This is a genomic window from Streptomyces sp. NPDC048191 (assembly GCF_040652655.1).
In the GTDB taxonomy this organism is placed as follows: Bacteria; Actinomycetota; Actinomycetes; order Streptomycetales; family Streptomycetaceae; genus Streptomyces.
In genome coordinates, this window is record NZ_JBEZMO010000025.1 from 1 (window position 1) to 25,946 (window position 25,946).

The 25,946-nt window shown below is 72.8% G+C and carries 20 protein-coding genes and 1 pseudogene; 15 read left to right on the top strand and 6 right to left on the bottom strand.

Translation table 11 applies throughout. From position 1 onward, the window contains the following. Nucleotides 1-16 precede the first annotated feature (16 nt). Both AB0D93_RS31010 and AB0D93_RS31015 read right to left on the bottom strand, forming a co-directional pair. Nucleotides 17-459: pseudogene (locus tag AB0D93_RS31010) on the bottom strand (hypothetical protein); the annotation flags it as partial. After that, nucleotides 450-1,787, bottom strand: coding sequence for a 6-phospho-beta-glucosidase (locus tag AB0D93_RS31015; protein ID WP_362126387.1), 1,338 nt, complete (start codon nucleotides 1,785-1,787; stop codon nucleotides 450-452). The pseudogene AB0D93_RS31010 and the gene AB0D93_RS31015, both read right to left, overlap by 10 nt. A 372-nt stretch (nucleotides 1,788-2,159) precedes the next feature. Here AB0D93_RS31015 and AB0D93_RS31020 point away from each other — a divergent pair, with 372 nt between their 5' ends. The 7 genes from AB0D93_RS31020 (at nucleotide 2,160) to AB0D93_RS31050 (ending at nucleotide 10,172) form a co-directional block, all read left to right on the top strand. Then, nucleotides 2,160-2,573 carry a hypothetical protein gene (locus tag AB0D93_RS31020; RefSeq protein ID WP_362126390.1) on the top strand — a complete coding sequence of 138 codons (414 nt, stop codon included), beginning with the start codon at nucleotides 2,160-2,162 and terminating at the stop codon, nucleotides 2,571-2,573. Next, on the top strand, nucleotides 2,570-3,493 hold the full coding sequence (locus AB0D93_RS31025) for a hypothetical protein (RefSeq protein WP_362126393.1): 924 nt from the start codon (nucleotides 2,570-2,572) through the stop codon (nucleotides 3,491-3,493). The genes AB0D93_RS31020 and AB0D93_RS31025 overlap by 4 nt, the downstream gene beginning before the upstream one ends. A gap of 22 nt (nucleotides 3,494-3,515) precedes the next feature. Continuing rightward, nucleotides 3,516-7,247 (top strand): CHAT domain-containing protein, encoded by a 3,732-nt coding sequence (locus AB0D93_RS31030; RefSeq protein ID WP_362126396.1) that lies wholly within the window; start codon nucleotides 3,516-3,518, stop codon nucleotides 7,245-7,247. 83 nt (nucleotides 7,248-7,330) lie between these two features. Then, a complete protein-coding gene (locus tag AB0D93_RS31035) occupies nucleotides 7,331-8,089 on the top strand; it encodes an IclR family transcriptional regulator (RefSeq protein WP_362126398.1) in 759 nt (252 codons plus the stop codon). 82 nt (nucleotides 8,090-8,171) lie between these two features. Continuing rightward, entirely contained in the window at nucleotides 8,172-8,315 is a 144-nt protein-coding gene (locus AB0D93_RS31040) for a hypothetical protein (RefSeq protein WP_362126401.1), read from the top strand. 153 nt (nucleotides 8,316-8,468) lie between these two features. After that, nucleotides 8,469-9,869, top strand: coding sequence for a glycoside hydrolase family 16 protein (locus tag AB0D93_RS31045; RefSeq protein WP_362126404.1), 1,401 nt, complete (start codon nucleotides 8,469-8,471; stop codon nucleotides 9,867-9,869). 57 nt (nucleotides 9,870-9,926) lie between these two features. After that, nucleotides 9,927-10,172, top strand: coding sequence for a hypothetical protein (locus AB0D93_RS31050; protein WP_362126407.1), 246 nt, complete (start codon nucleotides 9,927-9,929; stop codon nucleotides 10,170-10,172). Between the two features lie 4 nt (nucleotides 10,173-10,176). Here the strand turns inward: AB0D93_RS31050 and AB0D93_RS31055 are convergent, their stop codons facing one another. After that, entirely contained in the window at nucleotides 10,177-11,100 is a 924-nt protein-coding gene (locus tag AB0D93_RS31055) for an AraC family transcriptional regulator (RefSeq protein ID WP_362126410.1), read from the bottom strand. A 146-nt stretch (nucleotides 11,101-11,246) separates the two neighbouring features. On the opposite strand from AB0D93_RS31055, the gene tkt reads away from it, so the two are divergent. The 7 genes from tkt to AB0D93_RS31090 are packed head-to-tail and all read left to right on the top strand — an operon-like array spanning nucleotide 11,247 to nucleotide 20,150. Beyond that, a complete protein-coding gene (tkt, locus tag AB0D93_RS31060; protein ID WP_362126413.1) occupies nucleotides 11,247-13,322 on the top strand; it encodes a transketolase in 2,076 nt (691 codons plus the stop codon). Nucleotides 13,323-13,351: 29 nt separating this feature from the next. Further along, nucleotides 13,352-14,497 (top strand): transaldolase, encoded by a 1,146-nt coding sequence (tal, locus tag AB0D93_RS31065; RefSeq protein WP_362126415.1) that lies wholly within the window; start codon nucleotides 13,352-13,354, stop codon nucleotides 14,495-14,497. Continuing rightward, on the top strand, nucleotides 14,494-16,083 hold the full coding sequence (gene zwf, locus AB0D93_RS31070) for a glucose-6-phosphate dehydrogenase (protein WP_362126418.1): 1,590 nt from the start codon (nucleotides 14,494-14,496) through the stop codon (nucleotides 16,081-16,083). Before tal ends, zwf begins: the two co-directional genes overlap by 4 nt. Beyond that, nucleotides 16,080-17,006 carry a glucose-6-phosphate dehydrogenase assembly protein OpcA gene (opcA, locus tag AB0D93_RS31075; RefSeq protein WP_362126421.1) on the top strand — a complete coding sequence of 309 codons (927 nt, stop codon included), beginning with the start codon at nucleotides 16,080-16,082 and terminating at the stop codon, nucleotides 17,004-17,006. Before zwf ends, opcA begins: the two co-directional genes overlap by 4 nt. Before the next feature lies 1 nt (nucleotide 17,007). After that, complete coding sequence (gene pgi / locus AB0D93_RS31080) at nucleotides 17,008-18,669, top strand: glucose-6-phosphate isomerase (protein ID WP_362126424.1); 1,662 nt, start codon at nucleotides 17,008-17,010, stop codon at nucleotides 18,667-18,669. Nucleotides 18,670-18,671: 2 nt separating this feature from the next. Continuing rightward, nucleotides 18,672-19,550, top strand: coding sequence for a phosphogluconate dehydrogenase (NAD(+)-dependent, decarboxylating) (gene gnd / locus AB0D93_RS31085; protein WP_362126427.1), 879 nt, complete (start codon nucleotides 18,672-18,674; stop codon nucleotides 19,548-19,550). Between the two features lie 6 nt (nucleotides 19,551-19,556). Continuing rightward, nucleotides 19,557-20,150 carry a histidine phosphatase family protein gene (locus AB0D93_RS31090; RefSeq protein WP_362126430.1) on the top strand — a complete coding sequence of 198 codons (594 nt, stop codon included), beginning with the start codon at nucleotides 19,557-19,559 and terminating at the stop codon, nucleotides 20,148-20,150. Nucleotides 20,151-20,172: 22 nt separating this feature from the next. On the opposite strand, the gene AB0D93_RS31095 is transcribed toward AB0D93_RS31090, so the two are convergent. The 3 genes from AB0D93_RS31095 to AB0D93_RS31105 all read right to left on the bottom strand — a co-directional run bounded on the left by AB0D93_RS31095 (nucleotide 20,173) and on the right by AB0D93_RS31105 (nucleotide 25,008). Next, nucleotides 20,173-22,077 carry a glycosyltransferase family 39 protein gene (locus AB0D93_RS31095; protein ID WP_362126433.1) on the bottom strand — a complete coding sequence of 635 codons (1,905 nt, stop codon included), beginning with the start codon at nucleotides 22,075-22,077 and terminating at the stop codon, nucleotides 20,173-20,175. 214 nt (nucleotides 22,078-22,291) lie between these two features. After that, nucleotides 22,292-24,118, bottom strand: coding sequence for a TIM barrel protein (locus AB0D93_RS31100; RefSeq protein ID WP_362126436.1), 1,827 nt, complete (start codon nucleotides 24,116-24,118; stop codon nucleotides 22,292-22,294). Then, nucleotides 24,115-25,008, bottom strand: coding sequence for a shikimate dehydrogenase (locus tag AB0D93_RS31105; protein ID WP_362126439.1), 894 nt, complete (start codon nucleotides 25,006-25,008; stop codon nucleotides 24,115-24,117). Before AB0D93_RS31105 ends, AB0D93_RS31100 begins: the two co-directional genes overlap by 4 nt. Nucleotides 25,009-25,171: 163 nt before the next feature. On the opposite strand from AB0D93_RS31105, the gene AB0D93_RS31110 reads away from it, so the two are divergent. Further along, nucleotides 25,172-25,837 (top strand): TetR/AcrR family transcriptional regulator, encoded by a 666-nt coding sequence (locus AB0D93_RS31110; protein ID WP_362126442.1) that lies wholly within the window; start codon nucleotides 25,172-25,174, stop codon nucleotides 25,835-25,837. The last annotated feature ends 109 nt before the right edge of the window (nucleotides 25,838-25,946 follow it).

Here is a 25,946-nt window from a genome sequence, read left to right on the forward strand (position 1 = left end):
AGATTAGTTGCCGGCGTTAGCGCGGGGGGCGGTCCCGGGGGGGGGGGGGGGGGGGGTGGGGGGGGGGGGGGGGGGGGGGGGGGGGCCGCGCCCCGCCCCGCGGCGGCTTCGCGGGCCGGCCGGGTCGGACTGCCCAGGCCACGGGCCAGGGCCACCGTCTCTGTTCATGTGAGTCCCGGTGCGCCTGTCCCCGCCGTGGCCGCAGGGTCAGGACCTGGAAGGGCCGCACCTCGGCCGGGACGACGCCGTCCGCATCGGTCCGCGCGTCACCCAGCGTCTGCTCCAGCAGGTCCGTGACCTCGGCGCCACCCGGAGCGGGAGGTTGAGGGCGTAGCCCTCGGCGACCGCGTCCTCGATGCTCGCGCCGGGCAGCAGCGCACAGGTGAAACGGTGCCGGCCCTGGTCCGCCTCGGGGTCGGGGACGCGCGGGGCGCGGAACAGGCTGAGGTTTACTTCAGATATGCCAGGCCAGGATGGACCTCGGCGTACCTCTCGACGAGTCTGCGGGCCACATTGACCGAGTCGACCAGCGGGTGCAGCGCGAAGGCCTTCACGGCCGTCTGCCGGGAGCCGGACTCGGCGGCGGCGAGCACCTCCCGTTCGACGGCCTTGACCGAGCAGACCAGCCCGGTGGCGTGGGAGGGCAGCGGGCCGGCGGCGAGCGGACGGGCGCCGCCCGCGTCGACCAGGCAGGGGACCTCGATCACCGCGTCACCGTCGAGCGCCGAAAACGTCTTCCCGTTGCGCACGTTGAGGATCAGCGTGGTCCGCTCGTCGCGGGCGATGGCGCGCATCAGGGCGAGCGCGACCTTCTCGTAGCCGCCGGACAGGTCCTCGGCCTCGCGTTCGCCCGCGCCGGCGCTCTCCCGGTTCTCGGCCATGTAGGTGGCCTCGCGTTCGGCGCGGGTGCGGTCCCACAGGTCCAGCGCGGACCGGTCGGTGCGCAGGGCCTCGTCGTAGAAACGGGCCTGCTGGTCACGCAGGAAGGCACCCCGGGTCTGCTCGGCGTCCTGGTAGGCGCGGACGGCTTCCCGGTTGAAGTAGTAGTAGTGCAGGTACTCGTTGGGGATCACGCCGAGCGACCGCAGCCAGTCGACGCCGAACAGCTTCCCCTCCTCGAAGGAGCCGAGCAGGGCGGGGTCGGCGAGCAGGCGCGGGAGTTCGTCGCGCCCGGCGACACGCACGCCACGCACCCAGCCGAGGTGGTTGAGGCCGACGTAGTCGATGAAGGTCTCCTGCGGATCGGCGCCGAGGACGCGGGCGATGCGGCGGCCGAGCCCGACGGGTGAGTCGCAGATGCCGATGACGCGCTCGCCGAGGTGCCGGGACATGGCCTCGGTGACCAGGCCGGCCGGGTTGGTGAAATTGATGACCCAGGCATCGGGGGCGAGGCGCGCGACCCTCCTCGCGATGTCGACGGCGACGGGGACGGTCCGCAGGCCGTAGGCGATGCCGCCCGCGCCGACGGTCTCCTGGCCGAGCACGCCCTCGGCGAGCGCCACCCGCTCGTCGTTCGCCCGGCCCTCCAGGCCGCCGACGCGGATCGCGGAGAAGACGAAGTCGGCGCCGGCGAGCGCCTCGTCGAGGTCGGTGGTGGCGGTCACCCGGGGCGCGTCCGGGACGCCGGCGGCCTGCTCGTCCAGTACCCGGCGTACGGCGTGCAGCCGACGGTCGTCCAGGTCGTGCAGGACGACCTCGGTGACCTGCCCTTCGGTGCGGTCGGTCAGCAGCGCACCGTGGACGAGCGGTACCCGGAACCCGCCGCCGCCCAGAATCGTCAGCTTCACCTTCTGCACCCTTCCCTCTGCTCCCGCCACGACCACCCCGGCACCGGCTGCAGGATCGCATGTGGCACAGGCTGAAGGATCGCACGGTGAATTCCGTGTCCGGTGGACGGCCGCGAGCGGGTGCGGCGCGTGCGCGGAGACGCGCGGGATCAGCGGGCGGGACCAGCGGGCGGGACCGACGTCCGCCGGTCCAGAGGGGAACTGCCCCCTGTCGTCCGTTCGTTGAGCCAGGGGACGGTCCAGGGGGCTGTTGGGGCCCTCCGGGTCGGCAGGGGCTCCGGGTCCGTTCGCCGGACCTGCATCGCGATAGATTTGACGGGTGGTGGCGGTCGCGTCCGGCGTCCGCAGGTGCGCCGGACAGGGGGTACGCCAGTGACCGTCGACGGACCGTCCGAGGGCGAGGGGGCCGACGCACGCCTGGGCCGATTGTGCGCCCGACTGGCCGACGGTACGGGGCCGTTGGCCACCGATCCGCAGCTCGCCGCGGCGTCCGAGCGGGTGCTCGACCTGGTGCGCTCCGGCCAGGACGCGACGGCCGGGCTCGACCTGCTGGACGATCTCCTGCTGCGCGCCGGTTACGTCGGTGGGCCGGGCTCCTACCGCACCGGCTCGGACCCCGTGTTCTCCCTGCTGCCGGGAGCCTTTGCGGGCGGGCACCCGGTGCTGGAGGCCCTGGTGTGCCCCACCGGGCGGTGCCCTCGCGTCGAACTGCCCCCCGGGGCGCGGGAGGACCCTCCCGTGTGCGCGGTGTGGCAGCGGGCCCTGCGACGCGACCGCATCGCGTGACCACCGGCGTGCTCGGCGCGCTCGGCGGGAAACTCGCCGAGCGCTGGGCCGCGGCACTGGCGTTGCCGGGCCTGCTGTACGTGGCGGTCGCCGTCCTCGCCTCCGCACTCGGCCAACACCCCTGGTATCCGGCACCGCAGGCGCGCCGGCGGCTCGCGGCGCTGGCGGCGGGCGCAGCCGGGCACAGCCCCGGGGCGGTGCTGCTGGCCGCCTTCATGGCGCTGGCCTGCGCCGCGGGCGCCGCGGTCACGGCCCGCGGACTCGGGGGCCTGGTGGAACGGGCATGGCTGATCGAGGGTGACCCCGACGCGACCGGGCCGGTCGCGCGGCTCACCCGACGCCGGCGTGCGCGGTACCGGACGGCGGCGCAGGCGGCCCACGGCGCTCATCTGGCGGCGGCGCGAGCCGGACGTTCCGCCGTCGCGGACGAGCGGCAGGCGCTGATCCGCCGGGCAGAACGCGCCTATGCCGTGCGCAACCGGATCTCGCTGTGCGAGCCGTGCCATCCGACCTGGATGGGCGACCGGCTGGCTGCCGCGCAAACCCGTGTGCACGAGACGTACGACTTGGACCTCGTCTCGGCCTGGCCCCGCCTGTGGCTGGTCCTCCCCGACAGTGCCCGTTCGGACCTGCACCGGGCACGGGCCGCCTTCTCCACCGCCGCCCAGCTGATCGCGTGGGCCGGTGGTTACGCCGTACTGGCCGTGTGGTGGTGGCCCGCCGCGGTGATCGCCTGCCTGGTGGGCGCGGCGGGGTGGTGGCGCGGCAGGGCGACCGCGGAGGTGCTCGCCCTGCTGGTGGAGTCCGTGGTGGACGTCCATGGCGCCGAACTGGCGCGGGCCCTGGGCTTCGAGTGCCCGCAGCGGCTGACGCGAGAGGTGGGCGAACAGGTCACGAAGTCGTTGCGCAAGGACACCTGACGGACACCTGAGGGGAACAGCGATGACGGACGGTGCACAGGACGACTGGACCGAGCGCCGCGACCGCCTCGTGGCGCGACTGCGGGAACGGGTACGGCGGTGCCAGGAGGACCGTGACCCGGCCGTGGTCCTGGATCCGGAGGCGTCGGAGGAAGCCGACCGCCTGGTCGGGCTCCTGCGTGGGCGTCAGGACGCGGAGGCCATGTACTGGATCGGAATGCTGAGCTTCTGGCGCTTCGCCGAGTTGCCGTTCGGTGTCGACGCCATGCGGGAGCTGCGTCTCGCGGGTCTGCACCTGCTGCCGCTGACGGTCACCCACCCGGGTGTCGTGCCCGACGTCGTACGCGAACACGTCGAACGCATCGGCGCGAGCGCGGCCGAGTGGAGCGGCTTCGCCATCGGGCTGATGGAGGAGTACTACGAGACCGGCGACCGCCGCTACCTGGACTGCGCCATCGACAACCTGCTCTACGCGGCCATCGAGCGGAGCGGGATGCCGGGTGAGGGGGAACACCGGCGGAACCTGCTCATGGCGCTCCACACCCGGTACCGGCTGGCGGCCGATCCGGACGACCTGCGCCTCATCGTCGTGACGGGCCGCAAGGCGGTGGCCCTCACCCCCAGGGACGAACCGCAGCGCGGCACCGTGCTGGCCCTGACGGCCGACGCGCTGACGGACACCGCCGAACGGACGCGGGACCTGGCCGTCCTCGACGAGGCGGTGGATCTCTTCGACGAGGCCGTGGCCACCCTCTCCACGTCGAACCCCAACCGCTGGGCAGCGCTGACCAGCCTGAGCAAGGCATGCCACCTGCGGTACGAGATCACCGGTGGGACCGAGGCCCTGCACCGGGCGGTCGAGGCCGGGCGGGCCGCCGTGGCGGCCGCACCCGACGACGGCTCGCTCCGTCCCGCCGCGCTCGGCGCGCTGGGCGAGGTCCTGCACGACCTCGCCAAGAACAGGGACCGCCAGGCGGATCTGGACGAGGCGATCCTGGTGCTGCGCCGGGGGCTGCGCGAGGCGGCCGGGGACCCCGTCGACCGGATCGGCCTGCTCAACGCCCTGGCGGCGGCGCTCATGACCGACTTCGAGCGCCGCGCCGACCCTGCGGTCCTTCGGGAGGCGATCGACCTGCGCCGGCAGGCGGTGGCGAGCGCGCCGCCCGGTCACCGGGTCTACGCGGTCGTCCGGATGAACCTCGCCGTCGATCTGCTGGCGCTGGACCACTACCGGGGCCAGGCACCGGAACTGGTGGAGGAAGCCGTCGGCCTGGCCCGCGAGGCCGCCGCTCTCGCGGAGCGGGGAACCCCGACGTGGCTGTCCGCCCAGGGCGCCCTCGCGCACGTCCTGCGCTCGTGGTTCCGCTACGTTCCCCGGCCGGAAATCCTGGAGGAGTCGCTGGCGCTGCACCGGGAGGTCCTGGCCGCGCTCCCCCCGGACGGCCCCGGGCGCGCCGACAGGCTGATGCAGCTCGCCTACGCGCTCACCGCCCGCTACCGCAGCGTGGGCGACTCCGGGGCGCTGGTCGAGGCCATGAACGTCACCCGCGAGGCGCTCGAACTCACCCCGCCCGGCTACGCCGGCCGGGCTCACCGCATGACCGTGCTCGCCGAGATCCTCACCGACGTCACCCAGCGCACCGACACCACGGAACCGCTCGTGGAGGCGGTCGGCCTGTACCGGCAGGCCGTCGACCTCACCCCGGAGGGGCACGCGGAGCGGGCCAGCCGGCTGGAGAGCCTCGCGGGAGCGTTGCGGATGGTCTTCCAGCGCGCGGGGGACGCGGCCGCACTCGACGAGTCGATCGCCCTCTACCGGCGGGCTGTCGCCCTGGTCCGGGACACCGGCCACACCGAGGACGCCTACCTGGGGAGCTACCGCAACAACCTGGCCGTGGCCCTGAGGCTGCGGTCGGAATCGGCCGGCGACCCTGCCGACCTGGACGAGGCGGTGGGGCTGCTGCGGCAGGCCGCGACCATGGTGCCGGAAGGCCGGAACCTGCGGGCCTCACGACTGAGCAACCTGGCGTTCGCCCTGCGCAGGAAGGCCGACCTGCACGGAGACGACGCGGCCCGGCAGGAAGCGCTCGATGCCTACCGGGAGGCCGCGCTGACAGAGGCCTCGCCGCCCCTGGACCGCGTGGAGGACGCCCGGAACTGGGGGGCGTTGCTGGCCGCCGAGAGCCGGTGGGCCGAGGCGCGCGACGCGTTCGCGCTCGCGGTGGACCTGCTGCCGAGGGTGGCCCCGCACTCTCTGGCCCGGCACGACCAGGAGTACGGGCTCGGCCGGCACATGGGCCTGGCCACCGACGCCGCGGCATGCGCTCTGACGACCGGGGATCCGCTGGGCGCGCTGCGGATCCTCGAACAGGGCCGCGGGGTCCTGTTCACCCGGGCGATCGACGGCAGCGGTGATCTGGCGGCACTGCGCGAGCAGTACCCGGACCTCGCCGCGGAGTTCGCCCGGCTGACCGCGGAGCAGCGGGACGGCGGCCCCGAGGACACCGTGCCCGCGCCCACCGCCACGGCGCCGACCGCGGCCACGCGGGCGTCCCGGTCGGCGACGAGCGCCTGGGAGGACGTGCTCGGCCGCATCCGGGCACTGCCCGGCTTCGGGAACTTCCTCGGCTCACCGGACGCCGGAGCACTGCTGCGGGCCGCCGCCGACGGACCGATCGTGGTCGTCAACGTCAGTGCGTACCGCTCCGACGCCCTGCTCGTCACCCGGGACGGCGTCGATACGGTGTCCCTGCCCGGCCTCACCCCGCAGGCGGTCGACGAGCAGGTGACGCGGCTCGACCGGGCCGTCGTGGACGCCGCCGCGGGAGCGGACGAGCGAGCCGCCCAACGGACCGTCCACAGCGTCCTGGGCTGGCTCTGGGACACCGTCACCGGACCGGCGCTGGACCGGCTCGAAGCGCTCGGGCTCCTCGGCCCGGGAGCGGACGGCCCGGAAGGCGGCGCGCCGCCCAGGGTCTGGTGGTCGCCGACCGGGCAGCTCACCTTCCTGCCGCTGCACGCCGCCGGGCACCACGACGGCGCCGGCGAGGACGGCGCCCGCCCCCGTACGGTCCTCGACCGGGTGGCGTCCTCCTACACGCCCACCATCCGGGCGCTCGTCCATGCCCGCGGGCGGACCACGGCTCCGCCCGCCGAGGAAGGTCTGCTGGTCGTCGCCATGCCCCGTACGCCCGGGGCGCGCCCACTGCCGGGTGCGCAGCGGGAGGCCGAGTCGCTGCGCGCGCAGCGGGCGACGGTACTCAGCGGGGCGGAGGCGACATCGGCGGCCGTGCGTGCGGCGATGGACCGGCACCGCGGTGTGCACTTCGCCTGCCACGCCGTCAGTGAAGCGTCCGACCCGTCGCTCAGCAGGCTGCTGCTCCACGACCACGCCGACGACCCGCTGACCGTCCAGGACATCTCCCGGATGGAGCTGAGCGGCTCCCGGCTGGCCTTCCTGTCGGCCTGCGACACCGCGCGCAACGCCGTACGGCTGGTCGACGAGGCCATCCACATCACGAGCGCCTTCCAGCTGGCCGGTTTCCCCGAGGTGATCGGCACCCTGTGGCCGGTCAACGACGTCTTCGCGGCCCGTCTCGCGGCCGCCTTCTACCACCCGGCCGAACCGACGGACCGCCGTACGGCTCCTCCACCGCACCCGGCACTCACCCTGCACCGCTGCCTGCGCGCCGCCCGTGACACCTACCGGGCCGCTCCGACCCTGTGGGCGGCCTACCTCCACACCGGCGCCTGAAGAGGCCACTTGGTGATCGGCGGCGCAGGGGGACGTCGGTTACGATCCGGCCGGGACGTACGGCGAGAGGGGTGGGGGTGTCGGTGAGCGAGCGGTCGGCGGCCGACCGGCTGCTGGCCGTGCTCGCCGCGTTCGACCACGAGCACCCCGCCCTGTGCCTGACCGACATCAGCCGCCGGGCCGGGCTCAGCCTGACCACCGCGCACCGGCTGGCGGGCACCCTGACCGCGTGGGGCGCGCTGGAACGCGACGCGTCCGGGGTGTACCACGTGGGGCTGCGGCTGTGGGAGGTGGCAGCGCTCGCCCCGCGTGGTCTCGGGCTCAGACAGCTGGCGGTGCCGTACCTGGAGGACCTGTACGAAGCGACGCACGAGAACGTGCAGTTGGCGGTGCGGGACGGGGCGGAGGTCGTCTACATCGAGTGGCTGTCTGGCCGTTCGGCGGTGGGTGTGCACATCCGGGTCGGCGCCCGCTGGCCGCTGCACGCGACCGGCGTCGGGCTCGTCCTCCTCGCGCACGGCGAACCGGACGCGCAGGAGGAGTACTGCGCGGGTCCGCTCGCCGCCTTCACCCCGTACACGATCAGCGACCCGGTGCTGCTGCGCCGCGTGCTCGCCGAAGTGCGGCGTTCCGGTGTGGCGGTGAGTGAACGTCAGGTGACGGAGGACGCGCTGTCGGTGGCGGCGCCGGTGCGCGGGCCGGGCGGGGACGTGGTCGCGGCGGTGTCGGTGGTGGTGCCCCGGGCGGGTGCCCAGGTGCCGGCGCTGGCCCCGGCGGTCCGGCTGGCGGCGCGGGGGATCTCCCGGGCGCTGGGCTGGCGGCCGGAGCAGCGCGAGCGGTGATCCGGCGGCGCCGCACCCCAGCGGACGGGACCGGTGTCCCAACTTTCCGCCGAAGTAGACCTGCACGTTCTACGAGAGCTCGGTGCCCGGTGACGTGGTGATCGTCAGGAACTCGGGAGAGAGGACCGCCGATCGGGCCAACGGACTCAACGGCTGGCACCTGTCCTGGGCCGCCTGGCAGGCGGGCAGCGCGGTCTGCGGCGGTACGGGCGGCTTCACCCCGTGAACTCCCCTACGTGAAGGGGACTTTCTTTGCTTCAAGCCTTGACGGCCGTAGGGGCGGGGAGCACATTGGCGACACCTTGAGAGCGCTCTCAGGACTATCTGGGGGCACCTTTCGAGGCTCCCCGCACACTCCCCGTACCCGAGAGGCCTCCCCATGAGCGATTCCTCCGGCATACCCAGACCTCGCCCCCTGCGGCGCGCGTTCGTAGCCGTCGTCGCCACGCTGGGCCTGGCGGCCGCCGTCGCCACGGCCGCCACCGCGCCCGCGAACGCCACCGCCCCCACGCCCTCCTCGGGCTGGTCCCAGGTCTTCCTGGACGACTTCAACGGTTCGGCGGGCTCCGGCGTCAACACCTCCGACTGGCAGTACGACACCGGGACTTCGTACCCGGGCGGGGCCGCGAACTGGGGCACCGGCGAGGTCGAGACGATGACCTCCAGCACGAACAACGTCTCGCTCGACGGCAACGGCGACCTGCTCATCACCCCCCGGCGGGACGCCTCCGGCAACTGGACCTCCGGGCGGATCGAGACCACCCGCACCGACTTCCAGCCCCCGGCCGGCGGCAAACTCCGCGTGGAGGCCCGGATCCAGATGCCCGACGTGACGGGGAACGCGGCCGCCGGCTACTGGCCCGCGTTCTGGATGCTGGGCGCGCCGTACCGCGGCAACTACCAGAACTGGCCGGGCGTCGGCGAGCTGGACGTCATGGAGAACGTCCAGGGCCTGAACAAGACCTGGGCCACCATGCACTGCGGCACCAACCCGGGCGGCCCCTGCAACGAGACCACGGGCCTCGGCAACTCGACCGCCTGCCCCGGCACCGCCTGCCAGGCGGGCTTCCACACCTACACCATGGAGTGGGACCGCTCGGTCAGTCCGGAGGCGATCCGGTTCTCCGTCGACGGCGTCAACTACCAGACGGTCACGGCGAACCAGATGGACGCCACGACCTGGGCCAACGCCACGAACCACGGGTTCTTCGTCATCCTGAACGTGGCGATGGGCGGCGGCTTCCCCGCGGCGTTCGGCGGCGGCCCGACCAGCGCCACGGAACCCGGGCACCCGATGGTCGTCGACTACGTGCAGGTCCTGCAGTCCTCGGGCAGCGGCGGCGGCACCACTCCCCCGCCGCCCGGCAACCGCGACGCCTACAGCGCCGTCCAGGCCGAGTCCTACGACGGCCAGTCCGGCATCGGCACGGAGACCACAACGGACAGCGGTGGCGGCCAGGACATCGGCTGGATCGCGAACGGCGACTGGGCGCTGTACAAGGGCGTGAACTTCGGCTCCACGCCCGCCACCCAGTTCTCCGCGCGGGTGGCGAGCGGCGCGGCCGGCGGCGTCAGCGGACTGGTCGAGGTGCGCCTGGACAGCCGCTCCAACGCCCCCGTCGGCAGCTTCGCGGTCGGCAACACCGGGGGCTGGCAGTCCTGGCGGACGATCCCGGCCAACATCAGTTCGGTCACCGGAACGCACGACGTGTACCTGACCTTCACCAGCGGCCAGCCGGCGGACTTCGTGAACGTCAACTGGTTCGACTTCGGCCACTGATCGCCCGCGCGCCGGGGGTCGGCCTTCCCGTACGGGCCGACCCCCGGCGTCGTCGCCGTGACGACGCCAACGCTCCTTCCCCGTACGGGACTTCAGGCCCGCCTCGCCACCCGCCCGGCGCGCGGGCTGCCGGCACCCGGCGACATCCGGATCACCGAGGTCTCCGCACCCGCCCCGGCTCCCGGCCAGGTCCTCGCGCGGCACCGGTTTCCGCCCTGCGTCACCACGAGGAGCGAGGCGTTGACGCGGATGCGGACGCGGGACGCTCCGGCGCGCCGGATGCCGTGGCTCGCCGCCTGCTGAGCCGTCAGCGCAGTTCGGCCCGGAAGGCGACCGGCGTCTGGCCGGTGTGCAGATGGAAGAACTTGCTGAAGTTCGCCGCGTCGGGGAAGCCCACGGCCACCCCGACGCGGCCGATCGGCAGCTCGGTGTGGGCGAGGAGGCGCTTGGCCTCCAGGACGACGCGTTTGTCGATGAAGCCCTTGGGGGTCTCGCCGGTGGCGGCGCGGACGGCGCGGACGAGGGTGCGGCGGGAGTAGCCGAGGGCGTCGGCGTAGGCACTCACACTGTGGTTGCCGGCGAAACCGTGTTCCACGGCATCGCGGAAACGGGTGAAGGTGCTGTCCGACTGCTGCCGGGTGGCCTCCGCCGAGCTGGCGGCGAGATGCGCGAGGCGCAGCAGGAACGCGGTGAGGGTGTGCCTGAGGACGGCGGTGTGCAGGCTGAGCGGGAGTGTGGCGGTGTCCTCGTACTCGCGCCGCAGCTGGTCGAGGGCGGCCTGGAGGGCGGCGAGCCGGTCGGGGTCGGGATGCAGCAGCGGCGGGAGGTCGTAGCGGTACAGGCCCGTGGCCTCGACGGTGGCACGCGGCAGAAAGCCGGGCTGCATGGTCAGCACGGTTCCGCGGTACACGGCCTCGCGGGAGAAGCGGTGGACCTGTCCGGGGCGGATCCACAGCAGGTCGCCGGGCCCGGCCTCGTACTCGGTGAAGTCGATCATGTGCCGTACGGGCTCGCCGGTGACGAGCATGACGACGTGGAAGTCGATGCGGTGGACGCGGTGCAGGGGGGCGTCGGCGTGCCAGGTGTGGTCGGTCCCCATCGGGCCGACCTGCATGCCCACGCCGCCGACGGCCAGCTCGGTCGGGAAGGGGAAGGTTCTGATGCCGTCGTCGTCCGCGGTCCTCACGCGGTCCGCGTCCTCGCCGCCCGCTTGGGGTGCTCTGTCAGCCATGTCCTCTTCGTGCCGTTCCTGTCGCGTGATCACTGTCCCAGATTCACCACAGGCTGACACACCCCGACCTTCCCCCGAAAAAGTCAGACTTTTAAGTTTGAACGCGTCAGGCCAGCAATCCCGCACTGAACGAGGACTTCTTGAAGATGACCGCGCAGACTTCCGATGGCTTCGAGTGGACCGACCTCGACCGGCGTGCCGTGGACACCGCCCGTCTGCTGGCGGCCGACGCCGTCCAGAAGGTGGGCAACGGGCATCCGGGCACGGCGATGAGCCTGGCACCTGCCGCGTACACGATCTTTCAGAAGGTGATGCGACATGACCCGGCCGACCCCGAGTGGGCCGGCCGCGACCGCTTCGTCCTCTCCCCCGGCCACACCTCGCTGACCCTGTACACGCAGCTGTTCCTCTCCGGCTACGAGCTGGAGCTGGACGACCTGAAGGCGTTCCGGACCCAGGGTTCCAAGACCCCCGGCCACCCCGAGTACGGGCACACCGCCGGCGTCGAGACCACCACCGGCCCGCTGGGCCAGGGCGTCGCCAACGCGGTGGGCATGGCGATGGCCGCCCGCTACGAGCGGGGCCTGTTCGATCCGGAGGCCCCCGCGGGCACCTCCCCGTTCGACCACACCGTCTGGGCGATCGTCTCCGACGGCGACCTGGAGGAGGGCGTCTCCGCGGAGGCCTCCTCCCTCGCCGGCCACCAGAAGCTCGGCAACCTGGCCTTCCTCTACGACGACAACCACATCTCCATCGAGGGCGACACCGCCACCGCCTTCTCCGAGGACGTGCTGAAGCGGTACGAGGCCTACGGCTGGCACACCCAGCGCGTCGAGCCCACCGCCGACGGCGACATCGACGTCCCTGCCCTGTACGCGGCGCTGAAGGCGGCGCGGACCGAGACGGAGCGGCCCTCGATCATCGCGATGCGCACGATCATCGCCTGGCCCGCGCCGAACGCCCGGAACACCGAGGCCTCCCACGGCTCCGCCCTCGGCGAGGACGAGATCGCCGCCACGAAGCGGCTCCTCGGTTTCGACCCGGAGCAGACCTTCCAGGTCGAGGACGAGGTCCTCGCGCACGCCCGGCGGGCCCTGGACCGGGGCGCCGAGGCACACGCGGCCTGGGACAAGCGGATCGCCGAGTGGCGCGCCGCGCAGCCCGAGCGCGCCGAACTGTTCGAGCGGATCAGCAAGGGCGAGCTGCCCGAGGGCTGGCAGGACGCGCTGCCGGTGTTCGAGGAGGGCAGGTCCGTCGCCACCCGCGCCGCCTCCGGCAAGGTACTGCAGGCCCTCGGCCCGGTGATCCCGGAGCTGTGGGGCGGCTCCGCCGACCTCGCCGGGTCGAACAACACGACCATCGACAAGGAAAGCTCCTTCCTGCCCGAGGGCAACCCGCTGCCCGAGGCCGACCCGTACGGCCGTACCGTGCACTTCGGCATCCGCGAGTTCTCCATGGCCGCCGAGATGAACGGCATCGCCCTGCACGGCAACACCCGCGTCTACGGCGGCACCTTCCTGGTCTTCTCCGACTACATGCGCAACGCGGTGCGCATGTCGGCGCTGATGCAGCTGCCGGTGACGTACGTGTGGACGCACGACTCCATCGGCCTCGGCGAGGACGGCCCCACCCACCAGCCGGTCGAGCACCTGGCCTCGCTGCGCGCGATCCCGGGCCTGAACGTCGTCCGCCCGGCCGACGCCAACGAGACCGCGGTGGCCTGGGCCGAGATCCTGAAGAGGCACGCCACGCATCCCGCCCCGCACGGGCTCGCGCTCACCCGCCAGGGCGTGCCGGTGTACGCGCCGAACGAGGACGCGGCCAAGGGCGGCTATGTGCTGCGCGAGTCCTCGACCGAGGTCCCGGAGGTGATCGTCATCGCGACGGGCTCCGAGGTGCAGCTGGCCGTGGCCGCGCGGGAACTGCTCCAGGCCGAGGGGATCGGCACGCGCGTGGTGTCGATGCCGTCCGTGGAGTGGTTCGAGGAGCAGCCGCGCGAGTACCGCGAGCGCGTGCTGCCGCCGGCCGTGAAGGCCCGGGTGGCCGTCGAGGCCGGGATCGGTCTCACCTGGTACCGGTACGTGGGCGACGCCGGCCGCATCGTCTCCCTCGAGCACTTCGGCGCCTCCGCGGACGCGGGGACCCTGTTCGCCGAGTTCGGCTTCACCCCCGAGAACGTCGCCGCGGCGGCCCGCGAGTCGCTCGCCGCCGCGCGCGCCTGACACCGACGCGATACCTTCACGAAAGAAAGATGATCACTGTGACCGAAGCAATCGCCACCCCGGGAGCCCTCAAGCGCCTCGCCGACGAGGGCGTGTCGATCTGGCTGGACGACCTGTCCCGCAAGCGGATCACCTCGGGCAGCCTCGCCGAGCTGGTGGCGAGCGGAAGCGCCGTCGGTGTCACCACGAACCCGTCGATCTTCCAGGCCGCCATCGGGTCCGGAGAGGGCTACGAGGAGCAGCTCACCGACCTCGCCGTACGGGGCGTGACGGTGGACGAGGCCGTACGGATGATGACCACCGCCGACGTGCGCGACGCCGCCGACATCCTGCGTGACGTGTACGACGCCTCCGCCGGCCGGGACGGCCGGGTCTCCATCGAGGTCGACCCGCGCCTCGCCCACGAGACCGAGGCCACCGTCGCCGAGGCCAAGCAGCTCGCCTGGCTGGTCGACCGCCCCAACGTGATGATCAAGATCCCGGCGACGAAGGCGGGCCTGCCGGCGATCACCGAGGTCATCGGCCTCGGCATCAGCGTCAACGTGACGCTGATCTTCTCCCTGGAGCGCTACCGCGAGGTCATGGCCGCCTACCTGGCCGGTCTGGAGAAGGCCCGCGAGCGCGGCATCGACCTCTCCACCATCCACTCGGTGGCGTCCTTCTTCGTCTCCCGTGTGGACTCCGAGATCGACAAGCGGCTGACCGCCCTCGGCACCGACGAGGCCCTCGCCCTCAAGGGCCGCGCCGCCCTCGCCAACGCCCGCCTGGCCTACGAGGCGTACGAGGAGGTCTTCACCTCCGCGCGCTGGGTCTCGCTCGCCGGGGACAAGGCGAACAAGCAGCGTCCGCTGTGGGCCTCCACGGGTGTGAAGGACCCCGCCTACAAGGACACCCTGTACGTGGACGAGCTGGTCGCGCCGGGCACCGTCAACACCATGCCCGAGGCCACCCTGAACGCCGTCGCCGACCACGGCGAGATCACCGGCGACACGGTGACCGGCGGCTACCCACAGGCCCGCGCCGACCTGGCCGCCGTGGAAGGGCTCGGCATCTCCTACGAGGAGGTCGTCCAGCAGCTGGAGGACGAGGGCGTCGCCAAGTTCGAGGCGGCCTGGCAGGAACTGCTGGACGCCGTCGCGACGTCCCTGAAGAGCAAGGGAGTTGACGCCCGATGACCGAGAACGCACCCGCCCAGGCACCCGCACCCGACGCGGTGCGGGTCCCGGTGGCCCCGGCCGTCGACTGGGAGAACCCGCTGCGGGACACCCGCGACCGCCGGCTCCCCCGGATCGCGGGCCCCTCCGGGCTGGTCATCTTCGGTGTGACCGGTGACCTGTCCCGCAAGAAGCTGATGCCCGCGGTGTACGACCTCGCCAACCGCGGTCTGCTGCCGCCGGGCTTCTCCCTCGTCGGGTTCGCCCGCCGCGAGTGGGAGGACCAGGACTTCGCACAGGTCGTGCACGACTCCGTGCGCGAGCACGCCCGCACCCCGTTCCGCGAGGAGGTGTGGCAGCAGCTCGCCGAGGGCATGCGGTTCATCCCCGGCGACTTCGACGACGACACCGCGTTCAAGCAGCTCAAGGACGCCGTCGAGGAGCTGGACGCCTCCCGCGGCACCGGCGGCAACTTCGCGTTCTACCTCTCGGTGCCGCCGAAGTTCTTCCCGAAGGTCGTGCAGCAGCTGAAGAAGCACGGCCTGGCGAGCCCGCCCCAGGGCTCCTGGCGGCGCGCGGTCATCGAGAAGCCGTTCGGCCACGACCTGGCCAGCGCCCGCGAGCTGAACGCGATCGTGCACGACGTGTTCGAGCCGGACCAGGTGTTCCGCATCGACCACTACCTCGGCAAGGAGACCGTCCAGAACATCCTGGCGCTGCGCTTCGCCAACCAGATGTACGAGCCGATCTGGAACCGGTCGTACGTCGACCACATCCAGATCACCATGGCCGAGGACATCGGCATCGGCGGCCGCGCCGGCTACTACGACGGCATCGGCGCCGCCCGTGACGTCATCCAGAACCACCTGCTCCAGCTGATGGCGCTCACCGCCATGGAGGAGCCGATCGCGTTCGACGCGGAGGCGCTGCTCACCGAGAAGCTGAAGGTGCTCAAGTCGGTGCGGCTGCCGGAGGACCTCGGCAGCCACACCGTGCGCGGCCAGTACGCGCAAGCCTGGCAGGGCGGCGAGAAGGTCGTCGGCTACCTCCAGGAGGAGGGCATCGACCCCAAGTCGAAGACCGACACCTTCGCCGCCGTCAAACTGGGCATCGACAACCGCCGCTGGGCGGGCGTCCCCTTCTACCTGCGCACCGGCAAGCGTCTGGGGCGCCGCGTCACCGAGATCGCGGTGGTCTTCAAGCGGGCCCCGCACTCCCCCTTCGACTCCACCGCCACCGAGGAGCTGGGCCAGAACGCGATCGTGATCCGCGTCCAGCCCGACGAGGGCATGACCGTGCGGTTCGGCTCCAAGGTGCCGGGCACCTCGATGGAGATCCGGGACGTCTCCATGGACTTCGCCTACGGCGAGTCGTTCACCGAGTCGAGCCCCGAGGCGTACGAGCGGCTCATCCTGGACGTGCTGCTCGGCGACGCGAATTTGTTCCCCCGTCACCAGGAAGTGGAAGAGTCCTGGAAGATCCTCGACCCGATCGAGGAGTACTGGGCGGCGCACGGCAGGCCGGCCCAGTACGCGTCGGGCAGCTGGGGACCGAGTGAAGCCGACGAGATGCTCGCACGAGACGGACGGAGCTGGCGCAGGCCATGAAGATCGACCTGACCGACACCACGGCAAGCAAGATCAACAAGGCGCTGGTGCAGGGCCGCCGCGCCATCGGCACCCCGGCCGTGGGCATGGTCCTGACGATGGTCATCGTCACGGACGAGGAAAACGCCTACGACTCGATCAAGGCCGCCGAGGAGGCCTCGCACGAGCACCCCTCGCGCACCCTGGTGGTCATCAAGCGGCACGCCCGCACCCTGCGCGACCGCACCCACTCCCGGCTCGACGCCGAGGTCCGGGTCGGCTCCGAGGCCGGCACCGGCGAGACGGTCGTGCTGCGCACCTACGGCGAGGTGTCCGACCACGCCGACTCGGTCGTCCTGCCGCTGCTGCTGCCGGACGCGCCCGTCGTCGTGTGGTGGCCGGTGGACGCGCCCGACGCCCCGTCCGAGGACCCGCTCGGTGCGCTCGCGCAGCGCCGGATCACCGACCTGTACGCGGCTCTGCGGCCGATGGAGGTCCTGGACACCCGGGCCCGCAACTACGCCCCCGGCGACACCGACCTCGCCTGGACCCGGCTCACGCTGTGGCGGTCCATGCTGGCCGCCGCCCTCGACCAGGCCCGCGCGAAGGTGACCTCGGCGGCCGTCGAGGCCGAGGCGGACAACCCCAGCGCCGAACTGCTGGCCCGCTGGCTGGAGGCCCGGCTGCACGTGAACGTGGACCGTGTGGTCACCGCGGGCCCGGTCGTCACGGCCGTGCGCCTCGGCACCGCGAACGGTGAGATCGTCATCGACCGCCCCGAGGGCCCCCTCGCGACCCTGACCCTGCCGGGCCAGCCGTCGCGCACCCTGGCCCTGAAGGTCCGCTCCACCTCCGAACTCATCGCCGAGGAGCTGCGCCGCCTCGACGCCGACGAGATGTACGCCATCGCCCTCAAGGGCGAGGCCGCCAAGGAGAACGCCTGAGATGGCAGAGTCCGAGTTTCCCAAGCTCGTCAACCGGCCCGAGTGGACGGCCCTCGCCGACCACCGCGCCGAGGGACAGCCGCACCTGCGCGAGCTGTTCGCGGCGGATCCCGGCCGTGCCGAGCGGTACGTCGTACGGGTCGGCGACCTGTACATCGACTACAGCAAGCACCTGATCACCGACGAGACCCTGGCCCTGCTCCAGGAACTCGCCACCGCCACGGGCGTGTTCGCGCTGCGGGACGCCATGTTCCGCGGCGAGAGGATCAACGTCACCGAGAACCGCGCGGTGCTGCACACCGCGCTGCGCGCCGCGCGGGACGCGGTGGTCGAGGTCGACGGCGAGAACGTCGTCCCGCAGGTCCACGCCGTGCTCGACAAGATGGCCGACTTCGCCGACCGCGTCCGCTCCGGCGCCTGGACCGGCCACACCGGCAAGCGCATCAGGAACGTCGTCAACATCGGCATCGGCGGGTCCGACCTCGGTCCCGCGATGGCCTACGAGGTCCTGCGCCCCTACACGGCACGGGAGCTGACGTTCCGTTTCGTCTCCAACGTGGACGGCGCCGACCTGCACGAGGCGACCCGTGACCTGGACCCGGCCGAGACGCTGTTCATCGTCGCGTCCAAGACGTTCACCACGATCGAGACGATCACCAACGCGACCTCGGCCCGTTCCTGGCTGCTGAACGCCTTCGAGGGCGACGAGAAGGCGGTCGCCCGGCACTTCGTGGCGCTGTCCACGAACGCCGGGAAGGTCACCGAGTTCGGCATCGACCCGGACAACATGTTCGAGTTCTGGGACTGGGTCGGCGGCCGGTACTCGTACGACTCCGCGATCGGCCTGTCCCTGATGATCGCGATCGGGCCGGACCGGTTCCGGGAGATGCTCGACGGCTTCCGGCTGATGGACGACCACTTCCGCACCGCGCCCGCCGAGGCCAACGCACCGCTCCTGCTGGGTCTGCTGGGCATCTGGTACGGCAACTTCCACGACGCCCAGTCGCACGCGGTGCTGCCGTACAGCCACTACCTGTCGAAGTTCACCGCCTACCTCCAGCAGCTGGACATGGAGTCCAACGGCAAGTCGGTGCAGCGGGACGGCAAGCCGGTGCAGTGGCAGACCGGGCCGGTCGTGTGGGGCACCCCCGGCACCAACGGGCAGCACGCCTACTACCAGTTGATCCACCAGGGCACCAAGCTGATCCCGGCCGACTTCATCGGCTTCGCCGAGCCGGTGGCCGAGCTGAGCGGTGAACTCAGGGCGCAGCACGACCTGCTGATGGCCAACTTCTTCGCCCAGACCCAGGCCCTCGCCTTCGGCAAGAGTGCCGAGGAGGTCCGCGCGGAGGGCGTTCCCGAGGAGCAGGTGGCGCACCGCACCTTCCACGGCGACCACCCGACCACCACCGTCCTCGCGACCGAGCTGACCCCGTCGGTGCTCGGCCAGCTGGTCGCCCTCTACGAACACAAGGTCTTCGTGCAGGGCGCGGTGTGGAACATCGACTCCTTCGACCAGTGGGGCGTCGAACTGGGCAAGGTCCTCGCCAAGCGCATCGAGCCCGCCCTGACCGAGGGCGCAGAGGTCCCCGGTCTCGACCCGTCCACCACCGCCCTCGTCGCCGCCTACCGCACCCTCAAGAACGCTCAGGAAGTGAACTGATCATGCAGCTCGGTCTCATCGGTCTCGGCAAGATGGGCGGCAACATGCGCGAGCGGATCCGCCGCGCCGGCCACACCGTCATCGGCTACGACCGCAACCCCGAGGTCTCCGACGTCAAGTCCCTCGCCGAACTGGTCGAGAAGCTGGACGCGCCCCGCCATGTGTGGGTGATGGTCCCGGCCGGCACCGCCACGCAGACCGTCGTCGACGAGCTCGGCGACCTGCTCTCCCCCGGCGACACGGTGGTCGACGGCGGCAACTCCCGCTGGACGGACGACGAGAGGCACGCCGCGGCCCTCGCCATCAAGGGCATCGGCTTCGTCGACGCCGGTGTCTCCGGCGGTGTGTGGGGCCTGCAGAACGGCTACGCGCTCATGGTCGGCGGCGAGAAGGAGAACGTGGACCGGCTGCAGCCGATCTTCGAGGCGCTCAAGCCGGAGGGCCCCTACGGCTACGTCCACGCGGGCCGCGTCGGCGCCGGGCACTTCTCCAAGATGGTCCACAACGGCATCGAGTACGCCATGATGCAGGCCTACGCCGAGGGCTGGGAGCTGCTGGAGAAGGTCCACTCGGTGGAGAACGTCCGCGAGGTCTTCCGCTCCTGGCAGGAGGGCACCGTCATCCGCTCCTGGCTGCTCGACCTCGCGGTCAACGCCCTGGACGAGGACGAGCACCTGCAGAAGCTGCGCGGCTACGCGGAGGACTCCGGCGAGGGCCGCTGGACGGTGGAGGCGGCCATCGACAACGCCGTACCGCTCCCGGCGATCACCGCCTCCCTCTTCGCCCGGTTCGCCTCCCGGCAGGAGGACTCGCCGCAGATGAAGATGATCGCGGCGCTGCGCAACCAGTTCGGCGGCCACGCGGTCGAGAAGAAGGACTGACCGGCCGTGGGCGACCTCCTGCTGGTCCGCCACGGTGAGACGGAGTGGAGCCTGTCGGGACAGCACACCAGCTTCACCGACCTGCCCCTGACCGGGCACGGTGAGGAACAGGCCAAGTCCCTCGCCCCGCTCCTCACCGGCCGGGCCTACGCCCTGGCGCTGGCCAGCCCGCTGGACCGCGCGATACGCACCGCCGAACTGGCGGGCCTGACCGGGATCGTGCCCGACCCCGACCTGCACGAATGGGACTACGGCGGCTACGAGGGCGTCACCACGGCCGACATCCACCGGGAGCGGCCCGACTGGGACCTGTGGACCGACGGCGTACCGCCCGGCCCGCCGGGCCACCCGGGCGAGTCACCGGAGCGGATCGGGGCCCGCGCCGACCGGGTGCTGACCCGTGTCGAGAAGGCACTCGCCGCCGACGCCGGGGACGTGGTCCTCGTCGCCCACGCCCACTTCCTGCGCGTGCTCACCGCCCGCCGCCTGGGTCTGCCGCCCGCCGAGGGCCGGCTGTTCCAGCTGGCCACCGGCACGGTCAGCCGGCTCTCCACCGAGCACGGCCGGCCCGTGATCACCGAGTGGAACAGACGCCCGTAACGGCCCGTCCCCGCGGCCCGGTTCACCTCTGGCGAACCGGGCCGCAGTCGTACAGCAGCCGGGTCCGGTCGGCGGGGTCGTACGCGGTCGGCGGGACGAGCGCGCAGTGGGCGGCGGTCCAGCGCAGGAGCACGCCGGCCGGGCTGCCGGCCACGGGGGCGCCGGGGCGCAGGTCGGCGCGCGCGAGCAGGACGTGGCGCAGTTGCCCGGTTTCCACCAGCCGGCGGAAGGCGCCCGGCGCCGGATAGGGGACGCGGCCGGTGAAGCCGCCCATCGGCAGGACGGAGGCGTCGGCGTCGAGTATGTACGGCGCGGCGCTCTGCCAGGCGGGTACGGCGGCCAGGTAGCGGGCGCCGTCGCGGTGCGCCGTCAAGTAGGCGAGCAGCCGCCGGTGCTGAGGGCCGAGGGGGGACGGCGCGAACCCGGCCCGGGTGCTGGTGGGGCCGACCCGGCCGAAGGCGCCGGGCTGGTTGTAGCGCGGAGACAGGGCGGACGCCGTCCAGACGGCCGGGACCAGCAGGACGGCGGCGAGGCCGGTGGCGAGCGCGGCCGGCCGGCGGGCCGGCGCGAGCAGCAGGGCGAGCAGGCCGAGGGCGCCCGCACAGGGCGCCGACCAGGGCTGGAAGCGCGGGTACCACAGCGTCAGGGCCGCGCACCAGACGACGTCCACGGCGAGGACGGCGGCGAGCACACGGGAGCGGCGGGCCCGGACGACGCCGACGGCGGCGAGCGCGGCCACGGCCACCGCGACGACGCCCATGTAGTAGGTGTGGCCGGTGACGCTGCCGAAGCTGAACACGGCGAAGAAGGTCGCGCCCCACACGCCCCACAGCACATACCCGGCCAGCAGCCGGTCGGTGCGCGGAACCCGGCGCCGCCACAGTGCCAGCAGCCCGCCGACGAGACCGAGCGCGGCCAGCGGGTACAGCCAGCCGGTCTGGGTGGCGAGGCCCGGGCTGAACATCTTGCCCACGCCGTCGCCCATGCCCGGGCCCAGGTGTGCGCCCGCGCGGGCGGCGCGGCTCGCCACGATGCTGCCGGTGCCGGCCGCGTCGATGCCGACGGCGTGGAAACGGGTCAGGAAGTTGTAGCCGACGACCAGCGCGAACGGGGAGTCGTCGGTGGTGCCGTCCAGGTACGGGCGGGAGCCCGCCGGAGTGAGGGCGGCCACCAGCATCCACGACGCCGACACCGCCACGCTCACCGCGCCGGCCAGGGCCACATGGCCGATACGGCGCCGCCGTCCGGCGGGCGCGGCGACGAGGTAGGTCGCGGCCAGCGCGGGCAGCACCGCCCAGGCCTCCAGCATCTTGCACTGGAAGGCGAGGCCCACCCACAGGCCCGCGAGCAGCAGGGGGCGCGGGCGGGCCCGCTCGGTGGCCCGCCAGGTGGCCTCGGCGGCCAGCAGCAGGAGCAGCACGAACGGGGCGTCCTCGGTGACCGAGCGGCCGAGGCCCACCGTCACCGGGGTCAGCGTCAGGAACGCGGCGGCCAGCAGCCCGGCGGTCACCCCGGCCCAGCGGCGCACCAGCAGATGCAGCAGCACCACACAGCCCACCATCTCCAGGGCCTGGGGCAGTACCAGCGCCCACGGGTGGAAGCCGAACACCAGCGCGGAGAGGGCCTGCGGCCACAGGAACCCGGGCAGCTTGTCCAGGGTTATGGAGCCCGCCGGGTCGAAGGAGCCGTAGAAGAAGTCGGCCGGGCTGTCGGTCATGCTGCGCACCGCGCTCGCGTAGAAGGCGTGGTAGGTGCTGTGGTCCAGGCCCCACAGGCACAGGACGGCGGCGAGCACGGCGAGGGCGGCGAGCACCGGACGCTCGTAGCGGTCGGCACGGGTCCGCACGGGCGGGACGGCGGCGGGCAGGACGGTTGCGGTCGGCGGCAGGCCGCACGGCAGCATCGGCCGGCCGGCGGGTATCGGCATGGGACTTCCAGGCACCCGGTCCGGGAACTCTCGGGTCCGGGACACCGGGTCTGTCTGCCCCGGACCGTGTGAGTATCGGCCGCCGGGCCGGGGAGCGGCGTGGGGCGGGGCCGGGTCTCACCGACGTCTCACCGCGGGCTCACCGGCTCCTTCACCGGCGTCGCCGCGCCGCCTGGGCGGGCAGCCCGCCGGCCACCGCGCCGCCACGGCTCTTTCACCGCCGCCCGGCGTGCTGCGCCGCGAGCCGCACCGGCGCGTTCGCGGCACCGTACCCCTGGTAGCCGGGATCGCGCTGGACGAGTTCGAAGAAGACCCGGCCGACGGTCTCCGTGTAGCAGTGCCGGAAGGCGCCACCCGCGTCCCGGTCGTAGAGGATGCCGAGTTCGCGGTACGTCTCCAGCTCGCCGTCGGCGAAGTCGTACCGGGCGGCGAGGTCGTCGTGGTAGTTGGCCGGCACCGGCAGCAGCCGGCCGCCCGCCGCGCGGAAGGCCCGGGCCGCGGCCACCACGTCCCCGGTGGACAGCGCGATGTGCGCTGCGTGCGCGGTGTCGTCGGTGGGTGCCGCGCCGACGGTGAGGGCGATGCGGACGCCGCCGTCGGCGCTCGCGACGGCACGGCTGCGCAGCAGGCCGTAGGGGTCGGCCAGGTCGACGCTCTCCTGTGCGGTCAGCCCGAGGACGCTGCGGTGGAAGAGCGTGGCCTCGTCGAAGTGGTGCCAGGGCTGGGTGAGGGCGAGGTGGTCGATACGGGCTGCGCAGGGGGCGGCGCCGGCGGCGGGCGCCGGGGTGTCCGGCAGGTCGGCGAAGTCGGCCCGCCAGTCGGGGAGTTGGGCAACTCCGGTGGCGCAGAAGAACAGTTCCGTGCCGTCCGGGGCCGCCACGGCGTCGAGCGGGGCGTCCTCGGGGGCGCGCCGGCGGGGCAGCACGGGGGCGAGCAGCGCTTCCGCGCGGCGGGCCGCAGCGGCGGGGTCCGGGGACTCGAGGCCGATCGCGGCGAGCCGGGTGCCGTCGCGGCGGGCGTTGGCGGCGGTGTTGACCAGGATGCGGGCCTCGCCGCGCTGCCACAGCTCGACGGGCTTGCGGCGGTGCCGGGCGGCCCGGGCGAAGCCGAGGGCGGTCAGCAGCGCGGTGACGGGTTCGGCGTCCGGGGTGCGGAGTTCGGCGAAGGCGACCCCGGTGGGCACGACGGCCGGCGGCAGTTCGGCGGCGCCGGCGGCCTCCCTCAGGAGCAGCAGGGAGCGGTGCGCGTCCACGGCGGTGGGGCCGGCGTCCGCCTGCCGGAAGACGTCGTTGAACACCTCCAGGGACAGCGGGCCGCGGTAACCGGCGGCGAGGACGTGGCGCAGCAGCCCGGCGAGGTCGAAGCCGCCCTGCCCGGGGAAACAGCGGTAGTGGCGGCTCCACTGCAGGACGTCCATCGCGAGCAGCGGGGCGTCGGCGAGCTGCAGGAAGAAGATCTTCTCGCCCGGGATGTCCGCGATCGCCTCCAGGTCCTCGGGACCGGAGCTGCGGGAGAGGATGTGGAAGCTGTCCAGGCATACGCCGAGCGCCGGGTGACCGGCGGCCTCGACGATCCGCCACGCGTGGTCGTAGGTGTTCACATGGCGCCCCCAGGCGAGCGCCTCGTACGCCACCCGGATCCCGAACGCCTCGGCGAGACCGGCCAGTTGAGCAAGGTGGCCGGCCGCCCGGGCGTCGTCGTCCACGGCGTCCGGCGAGACGCTGGAGCACACCAGGACGGTGTCGGCGCCGAGCCGGTTCATCAGCTCGAACTTGTGGCGGGCGCGCCGCAGGTTGCGCGCGAAGACCTCGTCGGGCACGCCCTCGACGTCCCGCATCGGCTGATACAGGTCGATGCTCAGGCCGAGGTCGGCACAGCGCGCCCGGATCTCCTCGGGGGCGAGCGGGCAGGCGAGGAGATCGTTCTCGAAGATCTCCACCCCGCCGAACCCGGCGCGCGCGGCGGCGGCGAGCTTCTCGGTGAGGGAGCCGCTGAGGGAGACGGTGGCGATGGACGTGTGCGTGCCTGCGCTCCCCGTCATCGGACGGCGCTCCCCGAGGGCTCCACGCCCACCAGTTCCTCGAAGTCGGCCAGCATCCGACCGCTGTCCGGCTCCCGCCCCGTGAACAGCCGGAACGCGTCGGCGGCCTGGAACACCGCCATCCCTCCCCCGGGCAGCACGGCACAGCCGCGTGCCTGAGCCGCCCGCAGCAGGTCCGTGCGCAGCGGCCGGTAGACGACCTCCGCCACCCACAGCCCCGGATGCAGCGACTCGGCGGGCAGGGGCAGTCCGGGATGTGCGGCCATGCCGGTGGGCGTGGCGTGCACCAGCCCCCCGGCGCCGTCGGCCTCGGCGATCAGCGCCGGCAGCCGGTCGAGCGTCGCCGCCGCGGCCCGGCCGGGGCCGAAGTGCCGTACCAGGGAATCGGCGAGAACGTCGGCACGGGCGGGCAGCGCATCGACGACGGTCACGCGGCCGGCGCCGAGGGTGAGCACCGCATGCGCGACGGCCGCGCCCGCGCCGCCCGCGCCGAGCTGCACGACCCGCTCCAGCGGGGCGTCCGGCAGGCCGCGCGCGAAAGAGGTGGCGAAACCGGTTACGTCGGTGTTGTGCCCGACGGCCCGGCCGTCGTCGAAGACCACGGTGTTGACGGCGCCGAGCGCCTCGGCCCGCGCGTCGAGCGCGTCGAGGTGGCCGATGACCAGCTGCTTGCAGGGATGGGTGATGTTCAGCCCGTCGTAGCCGAGGTCGCGGGCGGCGCGGACCAGGTCGCCGACCGCCTCCGGGGCCCGCCCGAGGACGTCGATGTCGAGGAGCCGGTACACGAGGCGCAGACCCTGCCGGTCCGCCTCCCGCTGGTGCAGGGCGGGGCTGAGCGAGGGGCCGATCCCGGCCCCGATCAGCCCGAAGAGAAACGAGTCCTTGGCCACGCGACCTCCCGAGGCGGCGCTAATGTACGAACCAGTACGTTAGCTATATCAGCCGGGCGGGGCGTGAGGAAGACCTCGGCGACTTCCGGCGCCCTGCTTCTACAATCACCGGCACGCACCCACGCGTGCGCCGCCCAGGCGCCCCCCGGCCCGAAGGACAGCGATGACCAGCGTCGAAGAACCGGTACGACCCGGGGGTCGGGTGCGCGACGCCGCCCGCACCAAGGCCGAGATCCTCGACGTGGCCACGCAGGAGTTCGCCCGGGCCGGCTACGACGGTGCCCGGGTGGACGAGATAGCGGCCCGCACCCGCACCACCAAGCGGATGATCTACTACTACTTCGGCGGCAAGGAGCAGCTGTTCACCGCCGTACTGGAGCGGGCCTACGGGGTGATCCGCGAGGCCGAGCAGCAGCTGGACGTCGAACATCTGGACCCGGTGGCCGCGATCCGGCGCCTGGCCGAGCTCACCTTCGACCACCACGAGCGCCACCCCGACTTCATCCGCCTGGTCAGCATCGAGAACATCCACGGCGCCGAGCACATCGCGGCCTCCGAGGAGCTCGGCAGGATCGGCTCACCCGCCCTGGAGGTGATCCGCCGGATCCTCACCGCGGGACAGGAGTCGGGGCTGTTCACGGCCGACGTGGACGCGGTCGACCTGCACGCGATGATCAGCTCCTTCTGCTTCTTCCGGGTCGCCAACCGGCACACGTTCGGCGCCCTGTTCGGGCGCGACCTGGTGGACCCGGCCCAGCGGGAGCACTACCGGACCATGCTCGGCGACATGGTGATCGCCTACCTGACGGCGGAGCGCACGGCCGGCTGACGCCGGGGCCGGGACCTGTCGCGCGAACTCTTGACACGGGGGTGACGCGGGCGCACCATCCCAGCCACCGCAACTAACTACCCAGTGGGTTAATTAACTGGCGAGCCCG

What these genes read in the sequence shown, in the direction of transcription:
- gnd (WP_362126427.1), top strand. Translation starts at nt 18,672, where the DNA reads ATGCAGCTCGGTCTCATCGGTCTCGGCAAGATGGGCGGCAACATGCGC.
- tal (WP_362126415.1), top strand. Translation starts at nt 13,352, where the DNA reads ATGATCACTGTGACCGAAGCAATCGCCACCCCGGGAGCCCTCAAGCGC.
- tkt (WP_362126413.1), top strand. Translation starts at nt 11,247, where the DNA reads ATGACCGCGCAGACTTCCGATGGCTTCGAGTGGACCGACCTCGACCGG.
- pgi (WP_362126424.1), top strand. Translation starts at nt 17,008, where the DNA reads ATGGCAGAGTCCGAGTTTCCCAAGCTCGTCAACCGGCCCGAGTGGACG.
- AB0D93_RS31095 (WP_362126433.1), bottom strand. Translation starts at nt 22,077, where the DNA reads ATGCCGATACCCGCCGGCCGGCCGATGCTGCCGTGCGGCCTGCCGCCG.
- AB0D93_RS31100 (WP_362126436.1), bottom strand. Translation starts at nt 24,118, where the DNA reads ATGACGGGGAGCGCAGGCACGCACACGTCCATCGCCACCGTCTCCCTC.
- zwf (WP_362126418.1), top strand. Translation starts at nt 14,494, where the DNA reads ATGACCGAGAACGCACCCGCCCAGGCACCCGCACCCGACGCGGTGCGG.
- AB0D93_RS31045 (WP_362126404.1), top strand. Translation starts at nt 8,469, where the DNA reads ATGAGCGATTCCTCCGGCATACCCAGACCTCGCCCCCTGCGGCGCGCG.
- AB0D93_RS31030 (WP_362126396.1), top strand. Translation starts at nt 3,516, where the DNA reads ATGACGGACGGTGCACAGGACGACTGGACCGAGCGCCGCGACCGCCTC.
- AB0D93_RS31110 (WP_362126442.1), top strand. Translation starts at nt 25,172, where the DNA reads ATGACCAGCGTCGAAGAACCGGTACGACCCGGGGGTCGGGTGCGCGAC.
- AB0D93_RS31055 (WP_362126410.1), bottom strand. Translation starts at nt 11,100, where the DNA reads ATGGCTGACAGAGCACCCCAAGCGGGCGGCGAGGACGCGGACCGCGTG.
- opcA (WP_362126421.1), top strand. Translation starts at nt 16,080, where the DNA reads ATGAAGATCGACCTGACCGACACCACGGCAAGCAAGATCAACAAGGCG.